This is a genomic window from Curtobacterium sp. TC1, from assembly GCF_019844075.1.
Classification (GTDB): Bacteria; Actinomycetota; Actinomycetes; order Actinomycetales; family Microbacteriaceae; genus Curtobacterium.
Genome location: NZ_CP081964.1, coordinates 3,409,852 through 3,429,455, shown reverse-complemented (window position 1 = coordinate 3,429,455; position 19,604 = coordinate 3,409,852). Strand labels below are relative to the sequence as shown.

The window sequence follows — 19,604 nt, the reverse complement described above, 5'->3', positions numbered from 1 at the left end:
ACCCCGCCGCCACCCGGCCCGACGACAACGACGCAGGACGACATGACCGACGAGAAGACCGACGCCACCAACACCGGAGCCCTCTGGGGCGCCCGCTTCGCCGACGGCCCGAGTGCGGCCCTCGCCGCGCTGTCGAAGTCGACGCACTTCGACTGGCAGCTCGCGCCGTACGACATCGCTGGCTCCCGCGCGCACGCCCGGGCCCTGCACACGGCCGGGTACCTGACGGCGGACGAGCTCGAGCGCATGCTCGCCGGGCTCGACCGGCTCGAGGCCGCGCACGCGCACGGCACACTGCAGCCGGACGAGTCCGACGAGGACGTCCACGGTGCCCTCGAACGACTGCTGATCGCCGACCTCGGTCCGGAACTCGGCGGCAAGCTCCGCGCCGGCCGCAGCCGCAACGACCAGATCGCGACACTCGGCCGCATGCACATGCTCGACCACGGGCGGCGCATCGGACGGCTCGTGATCGACTTGGTCGACGCGATCACCCAGCAGGCGAACGAGCACCCGGCGGCGATCATGCCGGGTCGCACGCACCTGCAGCACGCGCAACCCGTCCTCCTCGCGCACCACCTGCTGGCGCACGCCTGGCCGCTCGTGCGGGACCTCGAGCGCCTGCGCGACTGGGCGGGGCGTGCGAGCGTCAGCCCGTACGGTGCGGGTGCCCTCGCCGGCAGTTCGCTCGGTCTCGACCCCGCCGCGATCGCCGCGGAGCTCGGGTTCGACCGACCGGCCGACAACTCGATCGACGCCACGGCCGCTCGCGACGTCGTCGCCGAGTTCGCGTTCGTGCTCGCGCAGATCGGCATCGACGTCTCGCGCCTGTCGGAGGAGGTCATCCTCTGGAACACGAAGGAGTTCGGCTTCGTCCGGCTCCACGACGCGTTCTCGACCGGGTCGAGCATCATGCCGCAGAAGAAGAACCCCGACATCGCCGAGCTCGCACGCGGCAAGTCCGGTCGTCTCATCGGCAACCTGGCGGGGCTGCTCGCGACCCTGAAGGGCCTGCCGCTCGCCTACAACCGCGACCTGCAGGAGGACAAGGAGCCGGTCTTCGACTCGGTCGCCACGCTCGAGGTCCTGCTGCCCGCCTTCACCGGCATGATCGCGACGCTCACGTTCGACACGGACCGGATGGCCGAGCTCGCACCGCAGGGGTTCTCGCTGGCGACCGACGTGGCCGAGTGGCTGGTCCGCCAGGGCGTGCCGTTCCGTGACGCGCACGAGGTGTCCGGTGCGCTGGTCCGGTACTGCGAAGAGCGCGGCATCGAGCTCGACGACCCGACCGACGACGAGTACCGCTCCGTCTCCGAGCACCTCACCCCCGGTGTCCGCGCCGTGCTCACGATCGAGGGCAGCGTCGCGTCCCGCTCGGGTGTCGGCGGCACCGCTCCGGACCGCGTCGCCGAGCAGCTGGCCTCCGTCACGCGCCGCGTCCACGACCTCGCCGAGGGCGCACCCTTCTCGCGATGACCGAGGGGCTGCTCGCGATGCTCGCCGAGCCTGCGCCGATCGTCGCACCCGCACTGCTCGGTGCGACGATCACGGGCCGGGGTGTGACGCTGCGCATCACCGAGGTCGAGGCCTACTCCGGGCCCACCGACCCCGGTTCGCACGGCCACCGCGGGCCGACCGAGCGCAACCGTCACCTGTTCGGCGCTCCGGGGACCCTGTACGCGTACCGCTCGTACGGCATCCACACCTGCGTCAACGTCGTGAGCGCGCCGGCGGGCACCTCGTCCGGCTCCCTGCTCCGCGGGGCGCAGGTGATCGAGGGTGTCCAGACAGCACGTGGACGACGTGGCCCGTCGGTCGCCGACGTCGCGTTGGCGCGCGGCCCCGGCAACCTCGGTGGCGCACTCGGCGCGGTGCTCGGGCAGGACGACGGCACCTCGCTGCTCGACGGGTCCGGTCCGTTCGTGCTCACGTTGGCACCCGGCCTGGAGGCCCGGCTCGCCTCCGCCCCGCCGGCCCGGGTCGTCGAGGAACTCCTGACCGAGACCGCACCCGGCCCCGGCGGGGCCGGAACGCTCCCACGCATCTCGCGCGGACCGCGCACCGGCGTCCGCGGCATCGCCGGCGGTGCGCAGTACCCCTGGCGCTTCTGGTTGACGGGCGACCCGACGGTCTCGACGTACCGACGGCACAAGGGTGCCCTCGACTGATCCCCACCGGCACGGCCGGCCCGCCGCTGGCGCGTCGCGCCGGAACCGGCGGCGTGGGCCCGGACGCACCACGGGCCTCCCGGTCGACGGCGCCTGTCGGTGGTGCGCCGCCGCTACGATGGCGGGGTGTCCAGTGATACCGCTCAAGACGTCCTGACGCGCCAGCAGAACGACCCCACCTTCGCCTCGGTGTGGGACGAACTGCGCTGGCGTGGTCTGGTGCAGGTCTCGACCGACGAGACCGCACTCCAAGAGGCCCTCGACGGTGACCCGATCACGTACTACTGCGGGTTCGACCCCACGGCACCGTCGCTGCACTGCGGCAACCTCCTGCAGCTCCTGACCATGCGTCGGTTGCAGCTCGCCGGGCACAAGCCGCTCGCGCTCGTCGGGGGATCGACGGGACTCATCGGCGACCCCCGTCCGACGGCGGAGCGCACGCTGAACACCCGCGAGACCGTCTCCGAGTGGGTGGCGCGACTGCAGTCGCAGGTGTCCCGGTTCCTCAGTGCGGACGGTGACAACGGCGTCCGGCTGGTGAACAACCTGGACTGGACGTCACCGATGTCCGCCATCGACTTCCTGCGCGACGTCGGCAAGTACTTCCGGGTGAACTCGATGCTGAAGAAGGACGCCGTCGCCGCGCGGCTGAGCTCCGACGCGGGCATCAGCTACACCGAGTTCAGCTACCAGATCCTGCAGGGCCTCGACTACCGGGAGCTCTTCCGGCAGTACGGCTGCACGCTGCAGACGGGTGGCTCGGACCAGTGGGGCAACCTGACCTCGGGGACGGAGCTCATCCGTCGTGCCGAGGGTGCGACCGTGCACGCGCTCGGGACGCCCTTGATCACGAACTCGGACGGCACGAAGTTCGGCAAGAGCGAGGGCAACGCCGTCTGGCTCGACGCCGAGATGACCTCGCCCTACGCGCTGTACCAGTTCTGGCTCAACACGGCGGATGCCGACGTGATCGCCCGCCTGCGGGAGTTCACGTTCCTGTCCCGCGCCGAGATCGAGCGGCTCGAGCAGGCGGTCGCCGACGAACCGTTCCGACGCGAAGCGCAGCGGACCCTGGCGTTCGAGGTCACCGCGCTGGTGCACGGGGTCGATGCGACCCATGCCGCGATCGACGCTGCGGCCGCGCTCTTCGGCAACGGCGACCTCGGCGCGCTCGACCCGGTCACGCTGCGGTCGGCGATCGCGGAGCTGCCGGGATCGGGATCGGTGACCCTCGAGCCCGGAGCCGATGTGGCACGAGCCCTCGTCGAGACCGAGCTCGTGAAGTCCCTCGGCGAAGCCCGGCGTGCGATCGACCAGGGCGGCGTGTACGTGAACAACGTCCGTGCCGAGGACCCCGCCGCACCGTTGTCGGACCTCGCCCTGCACGGGGGAGTCCTCGTGCTCCGCCGCGGCAAGAAGACCCTCGCCGGTGTGACGCTGGCCTGACCCTGCGGACACCCGGACGACGCGTGTTGCACGACGCGACACGCCCGGGATCGGGCCTGGCTTGGCACACCCGCCCAGGCCTGCGTAAAGTTCCTACTCGTCACCCCAAAGGTGCGGCGGAGCGGCTGGAGCGAAAGCCCAGAGCACGCCGGCCCTCAAGCGGGACCATCCTCCACTGAAGTTCAGATCAAGCCTTGTGCTCGATCGCTTCGACGCCTAGGATGACAAGCCCACCGGTTCTCTCCCCTCGGGATGAGCCACAGGACCTCCGGGTCCGACGACACACCGGTGGCAAGCCAAGTACACAAGCCTTGTGGCTGAAGCTCGAATTCGAGCCGAGGAGCAAGTGCGTCTGGTCCTTGAGAACTCAACAGCGTGCACATTGTCAATGCCAATTTATTGATTGACCTCGTGCCTGGCCTTCCTTCGGGTTGGTTGGGTTTGAGACAATTCCTTTTGGATTGAAGATTGTCAGTAGACAGTCAACAGTCAGAATCAACTCGGTCTGATGCCTTCGGGTGTTGGGTCTGTATTTTTTTACGGAGAGTTTGATCCTGGCTCAGGACGAACGCTGGCGGCGTGCTTAACACATGCAAGTCGAACGATGATGCCCAGCTTGCTGGGTGGATTAGTGGCGAACGGGTGAGTAACACGTGAGTAACCTGCCCCTGACTCTGGGATAAGCGTTGGAAACGACGTCTAATACTGGATATGATCACTGGCCGCATGGTCTGGTGGTGGAAAGATTTTTTGGTTGGGGATGGACTCGCGGCCTATCAGCTTGTTGGTGAGGTAATGGCTCACCAAGGCGACGACGGGTAGCCGGCCTGAGAGGGTGACCGGCCACACTGGGACTGAGACACGGCCCAGACTCCTACGGGAGGCAGCAGTGGGGAATATTGCACAATGGGCGAAAGCCTGATGCAGCAACGCCGCGTGAGGGATGACGGCCTTCGGGTTGTAAACCTCTTTTAGTAGGGAAGAAGCGAAAGTGACGGTACCTGCAGAAAAAGCACCGGCTAACTACGTGCCAGCAGCCGCGGTAATACGTAGGGTGCAAGCGTTGTCCGGAATTATTGGGCGTAAAGAGCTCGTAGGCGGTTTGTCGCGTCTGCTGTGAAATCCCGAGGCTCAACCTCGGGCTTGCAGTGGGTACGGGCAGACTAGAGTGCGGTAGGGGAGATTGGAATTCCTGGTGTAGCGGTGGAATGCGCAGATATCAGGAGGAACACCGATGGCGAAGGCAGATCTCTGGGTCGTAACTGACGCTGAGGAGCGAAAGCATGGGGAGCGAACAGGATTAGATACCCTGGTAGTCCATGCCGTAAACGTTGGGCGCTAGATGTAGGGACCTTTCCACGGTTTCTGTGTCGTAGCTAACGCATTAAGCGCCCCGCCTGGGGAGTACGGCCGCAAGGCTAAAACTCAAAGGAATTGACGGGGGCCCGCACAAGCGGCGGAGCATGCGGATTAATTCGATGCAACGCGAAGAACCTTACCAAGGCTTGACATACACCGGAAACGGCCAGAGATGGTCGCCCCCTTGTGGTCGGTGTACAGGTGGTGCATGGTTGTCGTCAGCTCGTGTCGTGAGATGTTGGGTTAAGTCCCGCAACGAGCGCAACCCTCGTTCTATGTTGCCAGCGGGTTATGCCGGGGACTCATAGGAGACTGCCGGGGTCAACTCGGAGGAAGGTGGGGATGACGTCAAATCATCATGCCCCTTATGTCTTGGGCTTCACGCATGCTACAATGGCCGGTACAAAGGGCTGCGATACCGTAAGGTGGAGCGAATCCCAAAAAGCCGGTCTCAGTTCGGATTGAGGTCTGCAACTCGACCTCATGAAGTCGGAGTCGCTAGTAATCGCAGATCAGCAACGCTGCGGTGAATACGTTCCCGGGCCTTGTACACACCGCCCGTCAAGTCATGAAAGTCGGTAACACCCGAAGCCGGTGGCCTAACCCTTGTGGAAGGAGCCGTCGAAGGTGGGATCGGTGATTAGGACTAAGTCGTAACAAGGTAGCCGTACCGGAAGGTGCGGCTGGATCACCTCCTTTCTAAGGAGCATCTGGCCTCGTGTTGTCCCTCATCGGGGCATGCATGGTCCAGGCGCCTGATTCGGACCGAACGTGTCCGACGGGTAGCTCATGGGTGGAACATTGACAGTGCAGCTGGTACCGATGGTGCTGGCCTCAGTACGCTCCGCTTGCGGGGTTGGAACGGGTTGGTGTCGCACGGGTTGGCTGGTGCACGTTGTTGGGTCCTGAGGGACCAGGCTTCCTGATCTGCTGTGAGGTGGGTTGGGGGTTGGGCCGCATGGAGTGATCCGTGGTGTGTCCTTCGTTGGGCCGCATGAAGCACTGTCGTTGGATGGTGGGGAGTGTGGTGCCGATCGTATGTTGAGAACTACACAGTGGACGCGAGCATCTTTGATTCGAGTCATCCAATCGATCTGAGGTCTTCGGGCTGATGGTTGTGGGTGATGACGGATCGCAATTTTAATCTTTGTGGTCAAGTTTCTAAGAGCAAACGGTGGATGCCTTGGCATCTGGAGCCGAAGAAGGACGTAGAAATCTGCGATAAGCCTCGGGGAGCTGATAATCGAGCCCTGATCCGAGGATTTCCGAATGGGGAAACCCCGCTGGGCGCTTTTGTGACCTGGTGACTCCCGCCTGAATATATAGGGCGGGTAGAGGGAACGTGGGGAAGTGAAACATCTCAGTACCCACAGGAAGAGAAAACAACATGTGATTCCGTGAGTAGTGGCGAGCGAAAGCGGATGAGGCTAAACCGATCATGTGTGATAGCCGGCGGGCGTTGCATGGTCGGGGTTGTGGGACACGTCGCTCAGTTCTGCCGGACTGGGGCGGTTACAGCGCATCATAGTCGAACCGGTTTGAAAGCCGGGCCGTAGTGGGTGCCAGCCCCGTAGACGAAATGGTGTTATGGCCGGATGTGTATCCCAAGTAGCACGGGGCCCGAGAAATCCCGTGTGAATCTGTCAGGACCACCTGATAAGCCTAAATACTCCCAGATGACCGATAGCGGACAAGTACCGTGAGGGAAAGGTGAAAAGTACCCCGGGAGGGGAGTGAAATAGTACCTGAAACCGTTTGCTTACAAACCGTCGGAGCCTCCTTTGTAGGGGTGACGGCGTGCCTTTTGAAGAATGAGCCTGCGAGTTAGTGATATGTGGCGAGGTTAACCCGTGTGGGGCAGCCGTAGCGAAAGCGAGTCTGAATAGGGCGTTTGAGTCGCATGTTCTAGACCCGAAGCGAAGTGATCTATCCATGGCCAGGTTGAAGCGACGGTAAGACGTCGTGGAGGACCGAACCCACTTCAGTTGAAAATGGAGGGGATGAGCTGTGGATAGGGGTGAAAGGCCAATCAAACTTCGTGATAGCTGGTTCTCTCCGAAATGCATTTAGGTGCAGCGTTGCGTGTTTCTCGCCGGAGGTAGAGCTACTGGATGGCCGATGGGCCTCAACAGGTTACTGACGTCAGCCAAACTCCGAATGCCGGTGAGTGAGAGCGCAGCAGTGAGACGGTGGGGGATAAGCTTCATCGTCGAGAGGGAAACAACCCAGACTACCAACTAAGGTCCCTAAGCGTGTGCTAAGTGGGAAAGGATGTGGAGTTGCATAGACAACCAGGAGGTTGGCTTAGAAGCAGCCACCCTTGAAAGAGTGCGTAATAGCTCACTGGTCAAGTGATTCCGCGCCGACAATGTAACGGGGCTCAAGCACACCACCGAAGTTGTAGATTTCGCACATTGACAAGCCTTCGTGGTTCAGTCGTGCGGAGTGGTAGGAGAGCGTCGTGTGGCGAGTGAAGCGGCGGAGTGATCCAGCCGTGGACGCTACACGAGTGAGAATGCAGGCATGAGTAGCGAAAGACGGGTGAGAAACCCGTCCTCCGAAAGACCAAGGGTTCCAGGGCCAGGTTAATCCGCCCTGGGTAAGTCGGGACCTAAGGCGAGGCCGACAGGCGTAGTCGATGGACAACGGGTTGATATTCCCGTACCGGCGAACAACCGCCCAAGCTAATCCAGTGGTGCTAAGAGTCCTAACCCGGTTCAACCGGATCCCTTCGGGGTGATGGTGGCCGGTCTAACGCTCGACCCCATGCTGGTGCGGTTAGCGTATGAACAGGTGTGACGCAGGAAGGTAGCTGAGCCAGGCGATGGTATCCGTAAGGTGAACCTGGTGTAAGGATGTAGGGCTGACGATAGGCAAATCCGTCGTCTGTGTGCCTGAGATCCGACGCGTACCCGTAAGGGGAAATCAGTGATCCTATGCTGCCGAGAAAAGCATCGACGCGAGGTTGCAGCCGCCCGTACCCGAAACCGACTCAGGTGGTCAGGTAGAGAATACCAAGGAGATCGAGAGAATCGTGGTTAAGGAACTCGGCAAAATGCCCCCGTAACTTCGGGAGAAGGGGGGCCGGACACGTGACCGGACTTAGCTCCGTGAGCGTTGAAGGCCGCAGAGACCAGTGGGAAGCGACTGTTTACTAAAAACACAGGTCCGTGCGAAGTCGCAAGACGATGTATACGGACTGACGCCTGCCCGGTGCTGGAAGGTTAAGAGGAAGGGTTAGCCTTTGGGCGAAGCTCTGAATTTAAGCCCCAGTAAACGGCGGTGGTAACTATAACCATCCTAAGGTAGCGAAATTCCTTGTCGGGTAAGTTCCGACCTGCACGAATGGCGTAACGACTTCCCAGCTGTCTCAACCGCGAACTCGGCGAAATTGCACTACGAGTAAAGATGCTCGTTACGCGCAGCAGGACGGAAAGACCCCGTGACCTTTACTACAGTTTGGTATTGGTGTTCGGTGTGGCTTGTGTAGGATAGGTGGGAGACTGTGAAGCGGGCACGCTAGTGTTCGTGGAGTCATTGTTGAAATACCACTCTGGTCACTCTGGATGTCTAACGTAGGACCCTGATCGGGTTCATGGACAGTGCCTGATGGGTAGTTTAACTGGGGCGGTTGCCTCCCAAAGAGTAACGGAGGCGCCCAAAGGTTCCCTCAACCTGGTTGGCAATCAGGTGGCGAGTGTAAGTGCACAAGGGAGCTTGACTGTGAGACTGACAGGTCGAGCAGGGACGAAAGTCGGGACTAGTGATCCGGCAGTGGCTTGTGGAAGCGCTGTCGCTCAACGGATAAAAGGTACCTCGGGGATAACAGGCTGATCTTGCCCAAGAGTCCATATCGACGGCATGGTTTGGCACCTCGATGTCGGCTCGTCGCATCCTGGGGCTGGAGTAGGTCCCAAGGGTTGGGCTGTTCGCCCATTAAAGCGGTACGCGAGCTGGGTTTAGAACGTCGTGAGACAGTTCGGTCCCTATCCGCTGCGCGCGTTGGAAATTTGAGAAGATCTATCCCTAGTACGAGAGGACCGGGATGGACGAACCTCTGGTGTGTCAGTTGTTCTGCCAAGGGCACCGCTGATTAGCTACGTTCGGACCGGATAACCGCTGAAAGCATCTAAGCGGGAAGCCGTCTTCGAGATGAGATTTCCATGCACCTTGAGTGTGAGAGGCTCCCAGCAGACTACTGGGTTGATAGGCCGGATGTGGAAACGGGGACTAACGACCCGTGGAGCTGACCGGTACTAATAAGCCGAAGACTTGATAACACACTGATTTCCCGCACCCTTTGTGTGCGGGGCTCGCGTCCACTTTGTGGTTCCCGACAGACGATCGGGAATCAAACTGAATAAATAGCTCAGCTACAGCTGGGACATGTTTGAGACCAGATCATGGTCGACAGTGTTCCGGTGGTCATAGCGAGAGGGAAACGCCCGGTCACATTCCGAACCCGGAAGCTAAGCCTCTCAGCGCCGATGGTACTGCAAGGGGGACCTTGTGGGAGAGTAGGACGCCGCCGGACTTAACCGTAGTAACACCAGGGAACCCCTGACCAGCACTGGTCAGGGGTTTTCTGCGTTTCCGGCGCTTCCGCAGTGGCGGCTCTTCGTCAGGAGAAGGGGCTGCTGCCGGCGGATACCGTCCGCCCATTCCTGCCTCCGAAGTGGTGTGCGCCCCTTCGTGGCTGGCGCTGGCGCTGGTGCTTCGCGAGCAGCGAAGGTTGAGTCCCGTCGACGGCAACCACCCATCCCTCTCTGCTCATGGATGGTCGTGCTTGTGCGCCGCCGCGGTCGCTTGCTGCTCCGGCGAACGTCGGTGCCGGCGGGGCAGTGACGAGCGAGCAGCGAGATTACGGGCGGTATCGCGGCCAGTGTGTTCTGGTGGTCGTTGGCAGCCGTGAGTGGCTTCAGTTGTCGGGCGACTCGAAACGGGGAGTTCCGTTCGAGCCCGCCTGTGCTTGCCTCGAGCCGGCGCTGAACCTTGCCGAGCCGGCGCAGCGGATAGCGACGGGATCTCGATCCATGACTGAGCACGGTGGGGTCTCCTTGCTGAGCGACCGCGCTGTGGCCCGAGGGTAATCGTCTGAGCTCAGCGCGTACCGGCTCCCGGTCTGAGCGGAACAGCCGACTACGCCGCCGAAGCTGGTCATCAGGCTGCCTGGGGAGAGATGCTCGTCCCGGTGTCCCGGTGTCCCGGTGTCCCGGTGTCCCGGTGTCCCGGTGTCCCGGTGTCCCGGTGTCCCGGTGTCCCGGTGTCCCGGTGTCCCGGTGTCCCGGTGTCCCGGTGTCCCGGTGTCCCGCGGGTGGATCCACAGGGATGGCACGACGGGTGACGGTCTTGGTTCAGGCAGGCCCACCTGGCGACACGCCCGGGATGTGGCCCGGCTGGCGCTCCCGTTCACCTCCCCGTAATGTTGTCACTCGTTGCCGCTGAGGCGGAGAACGGAACGGCCGAGACGGTCACCAGGTGGAACCACCTGGTGATGCAGTCCGGACGGGGTCCCGCTCAGGCAACCGACACCCATGAAAACCACGGTCTCGACCGAGGTGATCTGCAGTGTCGCGAGACGAATGCCTCTCTGACGATGTGCCTGATGGTGCTGAGTGGTGAGTGCGTCTGGTCCTTGAGAACTCAACAGCGTGCACATTGTCAATGCCAATTTATTGATTGACCTCGTGCCTGGCCTTCCTTCGGGTTGGTTGGGTTTGAGACAATTCCTTTTGGATTGAAGATTGTCAGTAGACAGTCAACAGTCAGAATCAACTCGGTCTGATGCCTTCGGGTGTTGGGTCTGTATTTTTTTACGGAGAGTTTGATCCTGGCTCAGGACGAACGCTGGCGGCGTGCTTAACACATGCAAGTCGAACGATGATGCCCAGCTTGCTGGGTGGATTAGTGGCGAACGGGTGAGTAACACGTGAGTAACCTGCCCCTGACTCTGGGATAAGCGTTGGAAACGACGTCTAATACTGGATATGATCACTGGCCGCATGGTCTGGTGGTGGAAAGATTTTTTGGTTGGGGATGGACTCGCGGCCTATCAGCTTGTTGGTGAGGTAATGGCTCACCAAGGCGACGACGGGTAGCCGGCCTGAGAGGGTGACCGGCCACACTGGGACTGAGACACGGCCCAGACTCCTACGGGAGGCAGCAGTGGGGAATATTGCACAATGGGCGAAAGCCTGATGCAGCAACGCCGCGTGAGGGATGACGGCCTTCGGGTTGTAAACCTCTTTTAGTAGGGAAGAAGCGAAAGTGACGGTACCTGCAGAAAAAGCACCGGCTAACTACGTGCCAGCAGCCGCGGTAATACGTAGGGTGCAAGCGTTGTCCGGAATTATTGGGCGTAAAGAGCTCGTAGGCGGTTTGTCGCGTCTGCTGTGAAATCCCGAGGCTCAACCTCGGGCTTGCAGTGGGTACGGGCAGACTAGAGTGCGGTAGGGGAGATTGGAATTCCTGGTGTAGCGGTGGAATGCGCAGATATCAGGAGGAACACCGATGGCGAAGGCAGATCTCTGGGCCGTAACTGACGCTGAGGAGCGAAAGCATGGGGAGCGAACAGGATTAGATACCCTGGTAGTCCATGCCGTAAACGTTGGGCGCTAGATGTAGGGACCTTTCCACGGTTTCTGTGTCGTAGCTAACGCATTAAGCGCCCCGCCTGGGGAGTACGGCCGCAAGGCTAAAACTCAAAGGAATTGACGGGGGCCCGCACAAGCGGCGGAGCATGCGGATTAATTCGATGCAACGCGAAGAACCTTACCAAGGCTTGACATACACCGGAAACGGCCAGAGATGGTCGCCCCCTTGTGGTCGGTGTACAGGTGGTGCATGGTTGTCGTCAGCTCGTGTCGTGAGATGTTGGGTTAAGTCCCGCAACGAGCGCAACCCTCGTTCTATGTTGCCAGCGGGTTATGCCGGGGACTCATAGGAGACTGCCGGGGTCAACTCGGAGGAAGGTGGGGATGACGTCAAATCATCATGCCCCTTATGTCTTGGGCTTCACGCATGCTACAATGGCCGGTACAAAGGGCTGCGATACCGTAAGGTGGAGCGAATCCCAAAAAGCCGGTCTCAGTTCGGATTGAGGTCTGCAACTCGACCTCATGAAGTCGGAGTCGCTAGTAATCGCAGATCAGCAACGCTGCGGTGAATACGTTCCCGGGCCTTGTACACACCGCCCGTCAAGTCATGAAAGTCGGTAACACCCGAAGCCGGTGGCCTAACCCTTGTGGAAGGAGCCGTCGAAGGTGGGATCGGTGATTAGGACTAAGTCGTAACAAGGTAGCCGTACCGGAAGGTGCGGCTGGATCACCTCCTTTCTAAGGAGCATCTGGCCTCGTGTTGTCCCTCATCGGGGCATGCATGGTCCAGGCGCCTGATTCGGACCGAACGTGTCCGACGGGTAGCTCATGGGTGGAACATTGACAGTGCAGCTGGTACCGATGGTGCTGGCCTCAGTACGCTCCGCTTGCGGGGTTGGAACGGGTTGGTGTCGCACGGGTTGGCTGGTGCACGTTGTTGGGTCCTGAGGGACCAGGCTTCCTGATCTGCTGTGAGGTGGGTTGGGGGTTGGGCCGCATGGAGTGATCCGTGGTGTGTCCTTCGTTGGGCCGCATGAAGCACTGTCGTTGGATGGTGGGGAGTGTGGTGCCGATCGTATGTTGAGAACTACACAGTGGACGCGAGCATCTTTGATTCGAGTCATCCAATCGATCTGAGGTCTTCGGGCTGATGGTTGTGGGTGATGACGGATCGCAATTTTAATCTTTGTGGTCAAGTTTCTAAGAGCAAACGGTGGATGCCTTGGCATCTGGAGCCGAAGAAGGACGTAGAAATCTGCGATAAGCCTCGGGGAGCTGATAATCGAGCCCTGATCCGAGGATTTCCGAATGGGGAAACCCCGCTGGGCGCTTTTGTGACCTGGTGACTCCCGCCTGAATATATAGGGCGGGTAGAGGGAACGTGGGGAAGTGAAACATCTCAGTACCCACAGGAAGAGAAAACAACATGTGATTCCGTGAGTAGTGGCGAGCGAAAGCGGATGAGGCTAAACCGATCATGTGTGATAGCCGGCGGGCGTTGCATGGTCGGGGTTGTGGGACACGTCGCTCAGTTCTGCCGGACTGGGGCGGTTACAGCGCATCATAGTCGAACCGGTTTGAAAGCCGGGCCGTAGTGGGTGCCAGCCCCGTAGACGAAATGGTGTTATGGCCGGATGTGTATCCCAAGTAGCACGGGGCCCGAGAAATCCCGTGTGAATCTGTCAGGACCACCTGATAAGCCTAAATACTCCCAGATGACCGATAGCGGACAAGTACCGTGAGGGAAAGGTGAAAAGTACCCCGGGAGGGGAGTGAAATAGTACCTGAAACCGTTTGCTTACAAACCGTCGGAGCCTCCTTTGTAGGGGTGACGGCGTGCCTTTTGAAGAATGAGCCTGCGAGTTAGTGATATGTGGCGAGGTTAACCCGTGTGGGGCAGCCGTAGCGAAAGCGAGTCTGAATAGGGCGTTTGAGTCGCATGTTCTAGACCCGAAGCGAAGTGATCTATCCATGGCCAGGTTGAAGCGACGGTAAGACGTCGTGGAGGACCGAACCCACTTCAGTTGAAAATGGAGGGGATGAGCTGTGGATAGGGGTGAAAGGCCAATCAAACTTCGTGATAGCTGGTTCTCTCCGAAATGCATTTAGGTGCAGCGTTGCGTGTTTCTCGCCGGAGGTAGAGCTACTGGATGGCCGATGGGCCTCAACAGGTTACTGACGTCAGCCAAACTCCGAATGCCGGTGAGTGAGAGCGCAGCAGTGAGACGGTGGGGGATAAGCTTCATCGTCGAGAGGGAAACAACCCAGACTACCAACTAAGGTCCCTAAGCGTGTGCTAAGTGGGAAAGGATGTGGAGTTGCATAGACAACCAGGAGGTTGGCTTAGAAGCAGCCACCCTTGAAAGAGTGCGTAATAGCTCACTGGTCAAGTGATTCCGCGCCGACAATGTAACGGGGCTCAAGCACACCACCGAAGTTGTAGATTTCGCACATTGACAAGCCTTCGTGGTTCAGTCGTGCGGAGTGGTAGGAGAGCGTCGTGTGGCGAGTGAAGCGGCGGAGTGATCCAGCCGTGGACGCTACACGAGTGAGAATGCAGGCATGAGTAGCGAAAGACGGGTGAGAAACCCGTCCTCCGAAAGACCAAGGGTTCCAGGGCCAGGTTAATCCGCCCTGGGTAAGTCGGGACCTAAGGCGAGGCCGACAGGCGTAGTCGATGGACAACGGGTTGATATTCCCGTACCGGCGAACAACCGCCCAAGCTAATCCAGTGGTGCTAAGAGTCCTAACCCGGTTCAACCGGATCCCTTCGGGGTGATGGTGGCCGGTCTAACGCTCGACCCCATGCTGGTGCGGTTAGCGTATGAACAGGTGTGACGCAGGAAGGTAGCTGAGCCAGGCGATGGTATCCGTAAGGTGAACCTGGTGTAAGGATGTAGGGCTGACGATAGGCAAATCCGTCGTCTGTGTGCCTGAGATCCGACGCGTACCCGTAAGGGGAAATCAGTGATCCTATGCTGCCGAGAAAAGCATCGACGCGAGGTTGCAGCCGCCCGTACCCGAAACCGACTCAGGTGGTCAGGTAGAGAATACCAAGGAGATCGAGAGAATCGTGGTTAAGGAACTCGGCAAAATGCCCCCGTAACTTCGGGAGAAGGGGGGCCGGACACGTGACCGGACTTAGCTCCGTGAGCGTTGAAGGCCGCAGAGACCAGTGGGAAGCGACTGTTTACTAAAAACACAGGTCCGTGCGAAGTCGCAAGACGATGTATACGGACTGACGCCTGCCCGGTGCTGGAAGGTTAAGAGGAAGGGTTAGCCTTTGGGCGAAGCTCTGAATTTAAGCCCCAGTAAACGGCGGTGGTAACTATAACCATCCTAAGGTAGCGAAATTCCTTGTCGGGTAAGTTCCGACCTGCACGAATGGCGTAACGACTTCCCAGCTGTCTCAACCGCGAACTCGGCGAAATTGCACTACGAGTAAAGATGCTCGTTACGCGCAGCAGGACGGAAAGACCCCGTGACCTTTACTACAGTTTGGTATTGGTGTTCGGTGTGGCTTGTGTAGGATAGGTGGGAGACTGTGAAGCGGGCACGCTAGTGTTCGTGGAGTCATTGTTGAAATACCACTCTGGTCACTCTGGATGTCTAACGTAGGACCCTGATCGGGTTCATGGACAGTGCCTGATGGGTAGTTTAACTGGGGCGGTTGCCTCCCAAAGAGTAACGGAGGCGCCCAAAGGTTCCCTCAACCTGGTTGGCAATCAGGTGGCGAGTGTAAGTGCACAAGGGAGCTTGACTGTGAGACTGACAGGTCGAGCAGGGACGAAAGTCGGGACTAGTGATCCGGCAGTGGCTTGTGGAAGCGCTGTCGCTCAACGGATAAAAGGTACCTCGGGGATAACAGGCTGATCTTGCCCAAGAGTCCATATCGACGGCATGGTTTGGCACCTCGATGTCGGCTCGTCGCATCCTGGGGCTGGAGTAGGTCCCAAGGGTTGGGCTGTTCGCCCATCAAAGCGGTACGCGAGCTGGGTTTAGAACGTCGTGAGACAGTTCGGTCCCTATCCGCTGCGCGCGTTGGAAATTTGAGAAGATCTATCCCTAGTACGAGAGGACCGGGATGGACGAACCTCTGGTGTGTCAGTTGTTCTGCCAAGGGCACCGCTGATTAGCTACGTTCGGACCGGATAACCGCTGAAAGCATCTAAGCGGGAAGCCGTCTTCGAGATGAGATTTCCATGCACCTTGAGTGTGAGAGGCTCCCAGCAGATTACTGGGTTGATAGGCCGGATGTGGAAGCGGGGACTAACGACCCGTGGAGCTGACCGGTACTAATAAGCCGAAGACTTGATAACACACTGATTTCCCGCACCTTCGTGTGCGGGGCTCGCGTCCACTTTGTGGTTCCCGACAGACGATCGGGAATCAAACTGAATAGATAGCTCAGCGACAGCTGGGACATGTTTGAGACCAGATCATGGTCGACAGTGTTCCGGTGGTCATAGCGAGAGGGAAACGCCCGGTCACATTCCGAACCCGGAAGCTAAGCCTCTCAGCGCCGATGGTACTGCAAGGGGGACCTTGTGGGAGAGTAGGACGCCGCCGGACTTAACGTAAGAAGATGTGGCCATCGGCCCTCCATCGTGAACTCGTAGGGGAGACCCTCGTTCACGGTGGTGGCCGGTGGCCATTTCTGTTTCGCCGCTCGTCGCTCGACGCCGGCTCCGGTTCGTGATGGACTGGAGCCCGAACGTCGGTCCGACCGGCGCGGCACCCAACACAACGACACAGCGGACGAACGCCCGACCTCAGGCTCGGGCACGCGATGAGGAGCAACGGTGGCGAACGACGACGAGCGACGGAACGACGGCGACCGAGGAGATCGACCCCGACGAGACGATCGGGCTCCTCGCCGCGACGGAGCCCCACGGGGTGAGGGTGCGAGCGGAGGCCGTTGGTCGTCTGGCCCTCGTGACTTCGAACGACGCGAGGGCGACCGTCGCGACCGCCCGGAGCGCTCCGACCGTCCGTTCCGCGACGGTGCTGCGCGTCGTGACAGCGCTCCTCGGAGCGGCGGTGACCGTCCGTTCCGTTCCGGTGACCGAGGCGATCGTCCGTCGTGGCGGAGCGATCGCGGAGACTCCGGGCGTCCGCCTCGCGGCGATGGCCCTCGGGGTGCCGACCGCCCGCGCCGCGACGGCGACCGTCCGTACCAGGGCGGTTCTGACCGCCCGCGTCGTGATGGTGATCGGCCGTTCCGGTCGGACCGTCCCGCCCGAGATGGCGACCGTCCCGCCTACCGCGGTGGCTCGGACCGACCGCGTCGTGATGGCGACCGTCCGTACCAGGGCGGCTCGGATCGTCCGCGTCGTGATGGCGACCGGCCCGCGTACCGCGGCGGTTCCGATCGTCCTGCACGCGACGGTGACCGTCCGTACCGTGGCGGCTCGGACCGTCCGGCTCGTGACGGGGATCGTCCGTTCCGCGGGGGTTCCTCGGATCGTCCGCGTCGTGATGGCGACCGGCCCGCGTATCGCGGCGGTTCCGATCGTCCCGCGCGCGATGGAGACCGTCCGTACCGTGGCGGCTCGGACCGTCCGGCTCGTGACGGCGATCGTCCGTTCCGCGGGGGTTCCTCGGATCGTCCTCGTCGTGATGGCGACCGCCCCGCGTACCGCGGCGGCTCGGACCGTCCCGCCCGCGACGGCGACCGTCCGCGTCGTGACGACGACCGCCCGTCGTTCCGCGGTGGATCGTCGGATCGCCCGCGTCGTGATGGCGACCGCCCGGCCTTCCGTGGCGGCTCCGACCGTCCCGCCCGAGACGGCGACCGTCCGCGCCGTGACGGTGGCGACGACCGACGCCGCTTCGGCGACGGGACGCGTCACGCCGGCGCACGCTTCGGCGAAGCGGCCCGTGACGACTGGGAAGACCGCGACCCGTACGGCACGAAGTCGATCCGTCCGCGTCACGACGACCCGGACATCCCCGACGAGATCGACGCGCGTGACCTCGACCCCGCAGCGCGCATGGAGCTGAAGACGCTCAGCAAGGACAACGCCGACTGGGTCGCCCGGCACCTCGTGGCTGCGGCGCTGTTCGTCGACGAGGACCCCGCCCTGGCCAACGAGCACGCCCTCAGCGCCGCTCGTCGTGCGGGTCGCGTCGGTGTCGTCCGCGAGACCGCTGCGATCACGGCGTACCGCCTGGGTGACTTCGCGACGGCACTCCGCGAGCTCCGTACCTACCGGCGCATCTCCGGTCGCAACGACCAGCTCCCGATGATGGTGGACTGCGAGCGTGGCCTCGGCCGTCCGGAGCGAGCACTCGAGCTCGGGCGTTCGGTGGAGCGTGCCGCGCTCGACACCGCGGTGCAGGTCGAGCTCGCGATCGCGATGTCCGGCGCCCGTATCGACCTCGGGAACCCCACAGCTGCGCTCGGTGAGCTGGAGATTCCACAGCTCGACCCGTCCACGGCCTACACGTGGTCGCCGGCGCTCTACAGTGCTTACGCGGCCACGCTCGAGGAGCTGGGCCGGCAGGACGAGGCCGACGAGTGGTGGGCCCGTGTCGACCGTGCGGCAGCGGCCCTGGCCGAAGCCGCCGACGAGAACGCTTGGGAGACAGTTGATGTGGTCGAGGAAACGCTCGAGGTCGAAGAACACGGAGACGCCGGCGAGCTCGACGACGCCGAGCAGCTCGACGACGCCGAGCAGGTCGACGACGCCGAGCAGCTCGACGACGCCGACGCCGAAGACGACTACCTCGCCGACGAACCGGTCTTCGCTGAGCCCGACGTCGTCGGGGAGCCCGGCGAAGCCGACCAGCCCGGCGAGGTCGACGACGACAACCCCCGCGACGTCGACGGCTCCGCAGCCGACTGACGTCCCGACCGCGCCGACGGACGGCGTCGACGTCGTCCTGACGGACCTCGACGGCGTCGTCTACCGGGGGCGGAACGCGATCCCGCACGCGGTCGAGGCGCTCACACGCGCATCGCTGAGCGCCCGCGTCGGGTACATCACGAACAACGCGTCCCGGCGACCGATCGACGTCGCCGAGCACCTCGAGCGCTACGGGCTGGAGGTGTCCGAGGACGATGTCGTCACGTCATCGCAAGCGGGTGTCCAGCTCCTCTCGACGCTGGTGCCCGCTGGCTCGACCGTGCTCGTCACCGGTGGACTCGGACTCTCGAGCATCGTCGAGGCCGCCGGCTTCACGGTGACGAGCAGCGCCGAGGACTCCCCGGCCGCGGTCATCCAGGGCTTCTCCCCGGACCTCGGGTGGAAGGAGTTGGCCGAGGCGTCCTTCGCGCTGGCCGATCCGGCGATCCCGTGGGTCGCGACGAACATGGACTGGTCGATCCCGGTCGAGCGCGGCATCGCGCCGGGCAACGGCACGCTCGTGTCCGCCGTCCACCAGGCCGTGGGCCGCATGCCCGTGGTCGCCGGCAAGCCGGAGCGTCCGATCTTCGATGCAGCGGTCGAGCGCTTCGGCGGCGGGCGGACACTGTTCATCGGTGACCGTCTCGACACCGACATCAAGGGGGCGAACGACGTCGGGATCCCGAGCGTCCTCGTGCTGACGGGCATCGACCAGGCGAAGCAGGTGCTCGCCGCCGACCAACGCTCGCGTCCGGTGTTCGTGCTCGAGGACCTCCGCGGCCTGTCCGAGCCCTACCCGGTGACCGTCCGGCGACAGGACGACGACGGCACGCGGTACGTCACCGTCGGCAGCGCCACCGTGGCGATGCGCGGGCACGTCGTGCGGGTGCTCGACGCGGGGAGCGACATCGATCGCCTCCGCGCCGGTGCGGCCCTGATCTGGGAGTCGGGTCTGGCCATCTACGGCCTCGACGTGGACCCGCAGCTGTACGGGGGCGAGTAGCGTGTCGGACGTGCCGACCCCCGAGCAGCCGTCCGCCGACCTGGAACCGCAGGACGAGTTCGCCGCGCGCACCTCGGCGGCCGAAGCCCTGCCGCTCGTCGAGCGCGCCGACGCGTTCTCCGCACTGCACGACGAGCTGCGCACGCGGCTCGAGGGCGGCGGCTCCGCGAGTGCCTGAACC

General features: G+C 62.1%; 7 protein-coding genes and 6 rRNA genes. 12 read left to right on the top strand and 1 reads right to left on the bottom strand.

All coding sequences use genetic code 11. The annotated features are described in order from the left end of the window. Nucleotides 1–42 precede the first annotated feature (42 nt). The 9 genes from argH (at nt 43) to rrf (KZI27_RS17370) (ending at nt 16,144) form a co-directional block, all read left to right on the top strand. Entirely contained in the window at nt 43–1,479 is a 1,437-nt protein-coding gene (gene argH, locus KZI27_RS17410; RefSeq protein WP_222658600.1) for an argininosuccinate lyase, read from the top strand. Then, nucleotides 1,476–2,171 (top strand): DNA-3-methyladenine glycosylase, encoded by a 696-nt coding sequence (locus tag KZI27_RS17405; RefSeq protein WP_222658599.1) that lies wholly within the window; start codon nt 1,476–1,478, stop codon nt 2,169–2,171. The genes argH and KZI27_RS17405 overlap by 4 nt, the downstream gene beginning before the upstream one ends. Before the next feature lie 126 nt (nt 2,172–2,297). Then, nucleotides 2,298–3,617 carry a tyrosine--tRNA ligase gene (tyrS, locus tag KZI27_RS17400; RefSeq protein ID WP_261783960.1) on the top strand — a complete coding sequence of 440 codons (1,320 nt, stop codon included), beginning with the start codon at nt 2,298–2,300 and terminating at the stop codon, nt 3,615–3,617. 536 nt (nt 3,618–4,153) lie between these two features. Continuing rightward, a 16S ribosomal RNA gene (locus tag KZI27_RS17395) occupies nt 4,154–5,675 on the top strand. A gap of 452 nt (nt 5,676–6,127) precedes the next feature. Continuing rightward, a 23S ribosomal RNA gene (locus tag KZI27_RS17390) occupies nt 6,128–9,256 on the top strand. Nucleotides 9,257–9,393: 137 nt separating this feature from the next. Beyond that, nucleotides 9,394–9,510, top strand: a 5S ribosomal RNA gene (gene rrf, locus KZI27_RS17385). 1,278 nt (nt 9,511–10,788) lie between these two features. Then, nucleotides 10,789–12,310, top strand: a 16S ribosomal RNA gene (locus KZI27_RS17380). A gap of 452 nt (nt 12,311–12,762) precedes the next feature. Next, nucleotides 12,763–15,891 (top strand): 23S ribosomal RNA (locus KZI27_RS17375). Nucleotides 15,892–16,027: 136 nt separating this feature from the next. Further along, nucleotides 16,028–16,144: ribosomal RNA gene (gene rrf / locus KZI27_RS17370) — 5S ribosomal RNA — on the top strand. Together the 16S, 23S and 5S rRNA genes form the textbook arrangement of a ribosomal RNA operon. A gap of 200 nt (nt 16,145–16,344) precedes the next feature. Here the strand turns inward: rrf (KZI27_RS17370) and KZI27_RS17365 are convergent. Further along, nucleotides 16,345–17,424, bottom strand: a complete 1,080-nt coding sequence (locus KZI27_RS17365) for a hypothetical protein (RefSeq protein WP_222658598.1) — start codon at nt 17,422–17,424, stop codon at nt 16,345–16,347. 141 nt (nt 17,425–17,565) lie between these two features. Between KZI27_RS17365 and KZI27_RS17360 the strand changes: the two genes are divergently transcribed. Genes KZI27_RS17360 through KZI27_RS17350 form a run of 3 tightly spaced genes read left to right on the top strand, consistent with a single transcriptional unit; the run spans nt 17,566 to nt 19,601 of the window. Next, complete coding sequence (locus KZI27_RS17360; protein WP_222658597.1) at nt 17,566–18,420, top strand: hypothetical protein; 855 nt, start codon at nt 17,566–17,568, stop codon at nt 18,418–18,420. A 37-nt stretch (nt 18,421–18,457) separates the two neighbouring features. Continuing rightward, nucleotides 18,458–19,423: an HAD-IIA family hydrolase gene (locus KZI27_RS17355; protein WP_222661475.1), complete on the top strand. Its 966-nt coding sequence runs from the start codon at nt 18,458–18,460 to the stop codon at nt 19,421–19,423. Between the two features lie 10 nt (nt 19,424–19,433). Further along, nucleotides 19,434–19,601 carry a hypothetical protein gene (locus KZI27_RS17350; RefSeq protein WP_222658596.1) on the top strand — a complete coding sequence of 56 codons (168 nt, stop codon included), beginning with the start codon at nt 19,434–19,436 and terminating at the stop codon, nt 19,599–19,601. The last annotated feature ends 3 nt before the right edge of the window (nt 19,602–19,604 follow it).

Excerpts from the sequence above, each read along its gene's own strand:
- argH (WP_222658600.1), top strand. The coding sequence starts at position 43 with ATGACCGACGAGAAGACCGACGCCACCAACACCGGAGCCCTCTGGGGC.
- KZI27_RS17405 (WP_222658599.1), top strand. The coding sequence starts at position 1,476 with ATGACCGAGGGGCTGCTCGCGATGCTCGCCGAGCCTGCGCCGATCGTC.
- KZI27_RS17360 (WP_222658597.1), top strand. The coding sequence starts at position 17,566 with ATGGAGCTGAAGACGCTCAGCAAGGACAACGCCGACTGGGTCGCCCGG.